This window comes from Candidatus Methylomirabilota bacterium (genome assembly GCA_036005065.1).
Lineage (GTDB): Bacteria > Methylomirabilota > Methylomirabilia > Rokubacteriales > DASRDR01 > DASYQW01.
The window spans coordinates 1-2,034 of the sequence record DASYQW010000117.1 but is presented as its reverse complement, the minus strand read 5'-3'; the positions used below and the strand labels follow the sequence as shown (position 1 = coordinate 2,034).

Annotated in this window: 4 protein-coding genes; 2 read left to right on the top strand and 2 right to left on the bottom strand. The window is 69.3% G+C overall.

Annotated features, from left to right (window positions below; translation table 11 throughout):
- Both VGW35_08535 and VGW35_08530 read left to right on the top strand, forming a co-directional pair.
- The coding region (locus tag VGW35_08535; protein HEV8307702.1) for a hypothetical protein at positions 1-274 on the top strand (274 nt) is incomplete at its 5' end.
- Positions 271-906 carry a hypothetical protein gene (locus tag VGW35_08530; GenBank protein ID HEV8307701.1) on the top strand — a complete coding sequence of 212 codons (636 nt, stop codon included), beginning with the start codon at positions 271-273 and terminating at the stop codon, positions 904-906. The genes VGW35_08535 and VGW35_08530, both read left to right, overlap by 4 nt.
- 106 nt (positions 907-1,012) lie before the next feature.
- Here VGW35_08530 and VGW35_08525 read toward each other — a convergent pair whose 3' ends face one another.
- Both VGW35_08525 and VGW35_08520 read right to left on the bottom strand, forming a co-directional pair.
- Positions 1,013-1,396, bottom strand: coding sequence for a type II toxin-antitoxin system VapC family toxin (locus VGW35_08525; protein HEV8307700.1), 384 nt, complete (start codon positions 1,394-1,396; stop codon positions 1,013-1,015).
- A gap of 304 nt (positions 1,397-1,700) precedes the next feature.
- Positions 1,701-2,034 (bottom strand): hypothetical protein (locus VGW35_08520; protein HEV8307699.1); only part of this gene is annotated, 334 nt, incomplete at its 5' end.

The following is a 2,034-nucleotide window of genomic DNA, read 5'->3' as shown; positions in this document are numbered from 1 at the left end:
GACGACGGTCACCATCCCCGAGGCCGCGATCGGGAACGCGAAGCCGATCACGATCGTCTCCGAGCGCTGGTTCTCGCCGGAGCTGCAGGTGGTGGTGTCCAGCACCCACCGCGACCCGCGATTCGGCGAGACGACGTACCGGCTGACGGGGATCGCGCGGGCCGAGCCGGAGAAGTCGCTCTTCGAGGTGCCCGGGGACTACACCGTGCGTGAGGGCGGGCCGGACACGATGAAGTTCCGACGCGCGCCGGACGCGCCCGATCAGGACCAATGACGAGTCTCTTTGCGCTGGCGCTGGGGACGGCTCTCGTCACGGCGCCTTCGGCCCCGCCGGCCGGGGTACCGTCGCTCGCGGGAACGTGGACGCTCAACAAGGAGGAGAGCGAGGACGCCCGGGCCAAGATGCGCGACAGCGGCGCAGAACGTCCCGGGGGCTGGACCGGCCCGGGAGGGCGGGGCGGGATGGGCGGCCCCGGCGGCGGCGTAGGGGGCCGCAGCGGCGGTTTCGGCGGCCGCGGAGGCGGCTTCGGCGGACGGGGGGCGAATCCTGACGGCGGCCGCGACAGCGGCCCCCGGCGAGCCTTCCTCCAACCTCCGGAGACGCTGAGGATCACCCAGACCGCGGAAGAGATCGGTGTCGACGACGGTGACCGGGTCCTGCACCTCCATCCGGACGGCAGGAAGATCAAGAGCGAGGGTGGCGGGGCGGAGACGACCACCCGGTGGCGGGGCAACGAGCTGGTGGTGGAGACGAAGGCGGATCGCGGAGCGAAGATCACCAGCGCCTATATGCTCGTGCCCGAGAAGCACCAGCTCTACGTCACGTCGACGATGGAGGGCCGCTCCGGTGAGCCGATCACGGTGCGCCGGGTGTACGACGCGGCGCCGGCCGAGAGCGGCCAGTGAGCCACCGGGTGCGGCTCCTTTTCCGCTTCCTGCGCGAGTGGTGGAGCCCGCCGGAGATGTCCGGAGGGGCGGGCGGCGCCATCGGCTGAACGCAACCGCGTTACCTCTATAGCCAGTTTTCCGTCTTCAGCCCAGGCACTCGGTCGAAGTGCCTTGCGTTGTTGGTCACGAGGACGGCGCGCATCGCAAGAGCGTGAGACGCAATGAGCGCGTCGAACTCGCCGATGGGCGCTCGGGTATGCTTCAGACCCGAAGCCACCGTCCCGAATTGGCCGGCGGCATCTGCATCGAAGGGCAAGGCTGGCACCGAGTTCACGAAGGCATCGATCAGCCCGTGAAGTTTACGGGACCTCCTGAGATCCGCGCCGTACCGAAGCTCGGCGAGCGTGATGACGCTCACGCAGAGATCACGAGGTCGGTGCTCCAGCAGACGCGTGCCGACCTGCCCTTCGCCTCGCAGGGCGTAGCTCACCATATCTGTATCCAGCATGTAGCGCGGCATCAGTCGAAGGGGTTTGGCCGATCCTTCACCGGACGCTGCCGCGGACGGGCAATCTTCTCGGGCCAGGCGCCCAGGCAGCGGCGGAACTCGTCCGGCCACTCATCGACGGGCTCGAGGACCACCCTTCTGCCCTCTCGACGGACGAGCACCTCGTCGTGACTACTCGGAAAACGGCATTCCTTCGGAAGGCGCACCGCCTGACTACCCCCGTTCTTGAACAGCTTCGCCCGGGCCTTCACACATCGAAGTATATACGGTCATCTATACATCCGCAACGACCGGCGACGCGATGTCACCCCACGCGGACCTGCTGGCGCGTGAGGGGGGAGATCTTCTCTTCCGGCGTGAGGATGCCCCGGAAGTTGAGGGGGTCGGCCGCGCTCACAGTGACGGGGGGCGGGCCCGCCGGCCACTCCGCCCGCCGGCGGACGGAACGGAGCAGGGTGACGGCCTCGGGCAGCGCGTACTGCTCGCCGTCGAAGCCCGCCACGAACCGGCCGCCGCGGATCTCGCCCCGGGCTTCGAGGAGCCGGCAGGCCCGCGCGAGGTCTCGCCAGGCCACGCCGTGCTTCTCGCGCTCCAGCGTCTTGCGGAAGACGACGCCGGTCCGGCGCAGCATTTGACGC